We start from the raw sequence: 6,716 nt of genomic DNA on the forward strand, positions 1-6,716 counted from the left end.
GCGCCGTGCGCCGTGCGCCGTGCGCCGTGCGCCGTGCGCCGTGCGCCGTGCGCCGTGCGCCGTGCGCCGTGCGCCGTGCGCCGTGCGCCGTGCGCGGGCAGGGCGCGGGCAGGGCGGGGTCGACGACCGCCCGGCAGTGCGGCGGGTCGGTAGGCCCAGCGTGGCTGGGGTGTGCCCGGTTTGAGGGCGGCCGGGGCGCGGGTGTAGTGTTATCGAGTCGACCGGGCTGTCTCCGCATGCGAGCAGGCAGCCTTGAAAGCGGAGCGCCTGCTCCCACCCGAGTCGCCGCTACGGTGGCCGGGTCCGGTCACCGGTTCCGGGCACGTCCCGGCACCGGACGTGTGATCCTGTGATCGCACCGACCGGTCGAGCGGGCCCTGGCATGCGCCGGGGCCTTCTGCTTTCCAGGTCGGTTCCCACCTGGGAGCCGCCGGGGTCGGTACCTGAGCAGAAACGACTCGAGGAGGCCCCATCAGCGTCGAACCACGCGTGAACGAGCAGATCCGGGCACGTGAGGTCCGACTGGTCGGCCCCGAGGGTGAGCAGGTGGGCATCGTCCCGCTGGAGCGCGCCCTTCAGCTGGCCGCGGACGTCGATCTGGACCTGGTCGAGGTCGCGCCGATGGCGCGCCCGCCGGTGTGCAAGCTCATGGACTTCGGCAAGTTCAAGTATGAGAGCGCACTGAAGGCGCGCGAAGCGCGGCGTAACCAGCAGCAGACCGTCATCAAGGAAATGAAGCTTCGGCCGAAGATCGACCCGCACGACTACGAGACCAAGAAGGGTCACGTGGTGCGGTTCCTCAAGGCGGGCGACAAGGTCAAGGTGACGATCATGTTCCGTGGTCGCGAGCAGAGCCGCCCGGAGCTGGGTTACCGGCTCCTGCGCCGGCTCGAATCCGAGATCACGGACCTGGGATACGTCGAGGCCGCCCCCAAGCAGGACGGCCGAAACATGATCATGGTTCTCGCTCCGCTTCGGGCCGTGAAGGCCTCCGCGGTCGCCGCCACGGCGTCCCGCGGTGCACCTCGGGACCGGGCAGCCGACGAGACCGCGGCAGCCGATGAGACCGCGGCAGCCGACGGAACCGCGGCAGCCGACGAGACCGCGGCAGCCGACGGAACCGCGGCGGTCGGCGAGCCCGCAGCAGCTGGCGAGACCGCAACAGCCGGTGACACCGGCACCGCCGCCGACACCAGCGGCAAGTAACAGGGGAGAAGACGTTCCACATGCCGAAGATGAAGAGCCACACGGGTATGGGCAAGCGGGTCAAGGTGACCGGCCGTGGCAAGATCGTGGCCGAGCAGGCTGGCAAGCGCCACCTGTTGGAGGGCAAGTCTTCCACCCGTACGCGCCGGTTGACCGGCACGGTCGAGGTGGCCAAGGCTGACGTCAAGCGCATCAAGAAGTTGCTCGGCCGCTGACGCGCGCCACCTTACCTAACTAGGAGTTGAGATGGCACGCGTCAAGCGGGCTGTAAACGCCCAGAAGAAGCGTCGTACCCTGCTGGAGTCCGCGAGCGGTTACCGCGGTCAGCGCTCCCGGCTGTACCGCAAGGCCAAGGAGCAGGTGCTGCACTCGATGCAGTACGCCTACCGGGACCGTCGCGACCGCAAGGGCGACTTCCGGCAGCTGTGGATTCAGCGGATCAACGCGGGCGCCCGGGCGAACGGGATGACCTACAACCGCCTGATCCAGGGCCTGCGTCTGGCTGGCATCGAGGTCGACCGCAAGATCCTGGCCGACATGGCTGTCAACGACGCCGCTTCCTTCGCGGCGATCGTGGAGCTGGCCCGGGCCGCGGTCGTGGCCGAGGGCATCGGTGGCGCGGCGGCTCAGGCCGCCTGATCCCCACGCACCAGAGCGAGGCGTCTCCCGTGTCGGCACCGCCGTCCGGGGGGCGCCTCAATCGTGTCGGAGGAACGCACAACATGGCCTTCACCCCGCGTACCCCCAGGGTTGTCGCCGCCCGGCGGTTGCAGCGCCGGCGCGACCGCGACGCCACCGGCCGGTTCCTGGCCGAGGGACCGCAGGCGGTCCGCGAGGCCCTGGCGCGGCCGGGTGTGGTCACCGAGTTGTTCGGTACGCCCGCCGCGCTCGACCGGCACCCGGAGTTGGCCGCCACGGCGGCCCGCGCCGACGTGCCCGTCTCCGAGATCACCGACGACGCCCTCGCGGCCCTGACCGAGACCGTCGCTCCACAGGGGCTGGTCGCCGTCTGCCAACACCTCGACGTGTCGTTGGAGCAGGCCCTCGCGAATGCGCCCCGGCTGGTGGCGGTGCTCGCCGAGATCCGCGACCCCGGCAACGCCGGCACGGTGCTGCGCACCGCCGACGCCGCGGGTGCGGGTGCGGTGATCTTCGCCGGCGACGCCGTCGACCCGTACAACGGCAAGTGCGTGCGGGCGTCGGCCGGCAGCCTCTTCCACGTCGACGTGGTCCGCGCGCCGGACCCGGTCACGGTGGTCGACGCGCTGCGCGCCGCCGGGCTGTCGATCTTCGCGACCACCGGGTACGGCGACAGCGACCTGGACGACCTGACCGACTACGGTCGGCTCGTCGGGCCCACCGCCTGGTTGTTCGGCTCGGAGGCGCACGGCCTGCCCGAGGAGTTGACCGCGGCGGCCGACGCCCGGGTGCGGGTGCCGCTGTACGGGCGCGCGGAGAGCCTCAACCTGGCTGCCGCGGCGGCGGTGTGCCTGTACGCTTCAGCGAGAGCACAGCGCTGAGGTGATCGTGCCCGGCGCGACTGACAGCAGGGGAGAGCGTCCGCCCATGAACGCGACACGGCGTTCGTTTAGCCAGCCCGCCGGTGTCGGCGGGCGGCGGGCCTGACCTGCTCCCTGCACAACTCCTACCGGCGGGCTGCGGCGAAGCCGCGCGTCCGTAGACTCGCCTAGCCGCCCCGATGAGGGCTGGCGCCGCCGTGAGGGAGTGCCCGTACGCCATGAGCTACCGAAACGATCCGTACGACCCGAAGCAGGTAGCCCTGCTCGACCCCGCCGCCCTGGACGAGGCTGTCGCGGACGCCACGAAGGCGTTCACGGCCGCCGCCGACCCGGACGCGTTGACCGCGCTGCGCTCGGTGCACCTGGGGGACCGGTCGCCGGTCTCCCTCGCGCGCCGCGAGATCGGCGCGTTGCCGCCGGCCGCGAAGTCCGACGCCGGTAAGCGCGTCAACGAGGCCCGCCGGGCGATCGAGACCGCGTACGCCGACCGCGCCGAGGTGCTGGAGCGTGAGCAGGCCGAGCGGGTGCTGGTCGAGGAGCGGGTGGACGTCACCCTGCCCTACGACAGGCGTCCGCGGGGGGCCCGGCACCCGCTGAGCGTCCTGATGGAGTCGATCAGCGACCTGTTCGTCGGCATGGGCTACGAGGTGGCCGAGGGTCCCGAGGTCGACCTGGAGTGGGTCAACTTCGACGCGTTGAACATCCCCGCCGACCACCCGGCGCGCGGGTTGATGGACACCTTCCACATCGCGCCGGAGGGGTCCGGGCTGGTGCTGCGCACGCACACCTCCACGGTGCAGACCCGCACCATGCTCAGTCGGAAGCCACCGATCTACGTGATCGTGCCCGGCCGCGTCTACCGCACCGACGAGATCGACGCCACCCACAGCCCGGTGTTCCACCAGGCCGAGGGCCTGGTGGTCGACAAGGGCATCACGATGGCGCACCTGCGGGGCACCCTCGACCACTTCGCCCGGGCGATGTTCGGGCCGGAGGCGAAGACCCGGTGGCGGCCGCACTACTTCCCGTTCACCGAGCCGTCGGCGGAGTTCGACGTGTGGTTCCCGGAGCACCGCGACGGCCCACAGTGGGTCGAGTGGGGTGGTTGCGGGATGGTCAACCCGCGGGTGCTGCGCGCCTGCGGCGTCGACCCGGAGGTCTACTCCGGCTTCGCGTTCGGGATGGGCATCGACCGGACCCTGATGATCCGGCACGGGGTCAGCGACATCCGCCATCTCTTCGAGGGCGACGTGCGGTTCAGCCGCGCGCTCGGGACCGGGGCGTAGGCGATGCGGGTACGAGACACGGGAACGGTGGTCTGACGTCATGCGAGTTTCTGTCAGTTGGCTCCGGGAGTACGTCGATCTCCCCGCCGACCTGCCCACCGGTGACCTGGAACAGGCACTGGTCGACCTCGGCATCGAGGTCGAGTCCGCCGTGGACCTGACCGAGACGGTCACCGGTCAGCTCGTCGTCGGCGAGGTGCGGGAGATCGAGGAACTCACCGGCTTCAAGAAGCCGATCCGCTTCTGCCGGGTCGACGTGGGCGCCGCCAACGGCACCGGCGAGCCGCAGGAGATCGTCTGCGGGGCGCGCAACTTCGCCGTCGGTGACCGGGTCGTCGTGATCCTGCCCGGCGGTGTGCTGCCCGGCGGCTTCGCGATCGGCGCCCGCAAGACGTACGGGCACAACTCGGCGGGCATGATCTGCTCGGCGAAGGAGCTGGGTCTGGGCGACGACCACTCCGGCATCATCGTGCTGGGGTCGGAGGTGACGGCCAAGCCGGGCGACGACGCGCGCCCGGTGGTCGGCCTCGACGACGTCGTGTTCGACCTGGAGATCACCCCCGACCGGGGGTACGCGCTGAGCCTGCGGGGTCTGGCCCGGGAGCTGTCGCACGCGTTCGACGTGCCGCTGCACGACCCGGCCCTGGTGCCGGCCCCGGCGGGCACCGAGACGCCGGCGTACCCGGTGGAGGTCCGCGACACGGTTGGCTGTGACAGGTTCACGGCCCGCCTGGTCCGCGGGGTCAACCCGACCGCGCCCACGCCGTCCTGGATGGCCCAGCGGCTCGTCACCGCCGGCATCCGCAGCATCTCGCTGCCCGTCGACATCACCAACTACGTGATGCTGGAGCTGGGCCAGCCGATGCACGCCTTCGACGCCGACCGGGTCGTCGGGCCGCTCGTGGTCCGCCGCGCCGAGGCGGGGGAGAAGTTGACCACCCTGGACGGCGTCCACCGGGTGCTCACCGCCGACGACATGGTCATCTGCGACGAGACCGGACCGATCTCGCTAGCGGCGGTGATGGGCGGCGAGACCAGCGAGGTCGTCGCCGGGGCCACCACCACCGTGCTCTTCGAGGCGGCGCACTGGGACCCGGCGATGGTCGGGCGTACGGCTCGCCGGCACAAGCTGTTCAGCGAGGCCGCGAAGCGCTGGGAGCGGGGCGTCGACCCGGCCGTGGCGCTCGTCGCGCTGGAGCGTGCCGTGCGGCTGCTCACCGAGCACGGCGGGGGCACGCCCAGCGCGGAGATCCTCGACATCGACCACGTCCGGCCGCGTACCCCGATCAGCCTGCCGGCGGACCTGCCGACCCGGCGGGTCGGGGTCGAGTACCCGCCGGCGCGGGTGGTCGCCCTGCTCGAGCGGGTGGGCTGCACCGTGGCGCAGGGCGACGACCGGTTGCTGGAGGACCCGGGCGCTCTCGGGATGGCAAGCGGTGCCGGGACGGCGCTGAGCGTCACCCCGCCGACCTGGCGGCCCGACCTGACCGACCCGGCCGACCTGGTCGAGGAGGTGGTCCGCCTCGACGGGTACGACAAGGTGCCGTCGGTGCTGCCGACCGCACCCCCCGGCCGCGGCCTGACCCCGCGGCAGCGTCGCCGCCGGGCCGTCGCCGGGTCGCTGGCGGAGCGGGGGTACGTGGAGGTGCTCGCGCACCCGTTCGTGTCGCCGGAGCTGGCCGACCAGCTCGGCCTGCCGGCCGACGACGCGCGCCGACCCGCGGTGCGGCTGGCCAACCCGCTGTCCGAGGAGGAGCCGCTGCTGCGCACCACGCTGCTCGGCCCGCTACTCGGCATCCTCAAGCGCAACCTCGGCCGGGGTCACCGCGATCTCGCCCTCTACGAGATCGGCGCGGTCTTCCACCCGCGCGTCGGCGCCGGCAGCCCGCCCGAGATGGGTGTGGACCGGCGTCCCACCGACGCGGAGTTCGCCGCCGCCGACGCGGTGGTGCCGGCGCAGCCGGTGCACGTCGCGGTGGTGCTCGCCGGCGACCTCGACCCGACCGGCTGGTGGGGTGCGGGTCGACCGGCCGGCTGGGCGGACGCGATCGAGGCGGCCCGGGACGTGCTGGCCGCCGCCGGGATCCCCGACGAGCGAGTCGAGGTGCGGGCGGCCGAGTACGCCCCGTGGCACCCGGGCCGCTGCGCCGAGCTGCGGGTCGACGACACGGTCGTCGGGCACGCCGGTGAGCTGCACCCGGTGGTGGTCGCGGCCCTGGAGTTGCCCCGCCGCACCTGCGCGACGGAGCTGGACCTCGACGCGCTGCCGGCGACCCCGGTGACGCCCGCGCCGACGGTGTCCGGCTTCCCGCCGGCGCTCATCGACGTGGCCCTGGTCGTGGACGACTCGGTGCCGGCGGAGCAGGTGCGCCGGGCGCTGGAGGCGGGCGCCGGTGAGCTGTTGGAGGACGTGCGGCTGTTCGACGTCTACTCCGGGACGCAGCTCGGTGCGGGTCGCCGGTCGCTGGCGTACAAGCTGACCTTCCGGGCGCCGGACCGGACGCTGACCGTCGAGGAGGCGGTCGCGGCACGGGACGCGGCGGTCGCCGTCGCGGCGGAACGGCTCGGGGCGACCCTGCGCGGCGCCTGACGGCCCGGCCGGGGCTAGATGTACTGCCCAAGGAGGTTGGTTAAGCGGGTGATGGGTGGGCGTTTGCCGATCGCGGTGTGGGGCCTGTGGTGGTTGTATTCGTGTAGCCAGGCG

General features: G+C 72.5%; 5 protein-coding genes and 1 pseudogene. All 6 read left to right on the forward strand.

Annotated features, from left to right (window positions below):
• Positions 1-489 precede the first annotated feature (489 nt).
• Positions 490-1,095: pseudogene (infC, locus tag ACFYPM_RS32110) on the forward strand (translation initiation factor IF-3); the annotation flags it as partial.
• Positions 1,096-1,226: 131 nt separating this feature from the next.
• Positions 1,227-1,421, forward strand: coding sequence for a 50S ribosomal protein L35 (rpmI, locus tag ACFYPM_RS32115; RefSeq protein WP_110566082.1), 195 nt, complete (start codon positions 1,227-1,229; stop codon positions 1,419-1,421).
• A gap of 31 nt (positions 1,422-1,452) precedes the next feature.
• Entirely contained in the window at positions 1,453-1,845 is a 393-nt protein-coding gene (gene rplT, locus ACFYPM_RS32120; protein WP_387205158.1) for a 50S ribosomal protein L20, read from the forward strand.
• An 83-nt stretch (positions 1,846-1,928) separates the two neighbouring features.
• Positions 1,929-2,726 (forward strand): TrmH family RNA methyltransferase, encoded by a 798-nt coding sequence (locus ACFYPM_RS32125; RefSeq protein ID WP_387205161.1) that lies wholly within the window; start codon positions 1,929-1,931, stop codon positions 2,724-2,726.
• A 218-nt stretch (positions 2,727-2,944) separates the two neighbouring features.
• Positions 2,945-4,012, forward strand: a complete 1,068-nt coding sequence (gene pheS / locus ACFYPM_RS32130) for a phenylalanine--tRNA ligase subunit alpha (protein WP_387205164.1) — start codon at positions 2,945-2,947, stop codon at positions 4,010-4,012.
• Positions 4,013-4,052: 40 nt separating this feature from the next.
• On the forward strand, positions 4,053-6,602 hold the full coding sequence (pheT, locus tag ACFYPM_RS32135) for a phenylalanine--tRNA ligase subunit beta (protein WP_387205167.1): 2,550 nt from the start codon (positions 4,053-4,055) through the stop codon (positions 6,600-6,602).
• Positions 6,603-6,716: the final 114 nt, after the last annotated feature.

Source organism: Micromonospora sp. NPDC005203 (genome assembly GCF_042872705.1).
GTDB lineage: Bacteria > Actinomycetota > Actinomycetes > Mycobacteriales > Micromonosporaceae > Micromonospora.

What these genes read in the sequence shown, in the direction of transcription:
- rpmI (WP_110566082.1), top strand. Translation starts at nt 1,227, where the DNA reads ATGCCGAAGATGAAGAGCCACACGGGTATGGGCAAGCGGGTCAAGGTG.
- rplT (WP_387205158.1), top strand. Translation starts at nt 1,453, where the DNA reads ATGGCACGCGTCAAGCGGGCTGTAAACGCCCAGAAGAAGCGTCGTACC.
- ACFYPM_RS32125 (WP_387205161.1), top strand. Translation starts at nt 1,929, where the DNA reads ATGGCCTTCACCCCGCGTACCCCCAGGGTTGTCGCCGCCCGGCGGTTG.
- pheS (WP_387205164.1), top strand. Translation starts at nt 2,945, where the DNA reads ATGAGCTACCGAAACGATCCGTACGACCCGAAGCAGGTAGCCCTGCTC.
- pheT (WP_387205167.1), top strand. Translation starts at nt 4,053, where the DNA reads ATGCGAGTTTCTGTCAGTTGGCTCCGGGAGTACGTCGATCTCCCCGCC.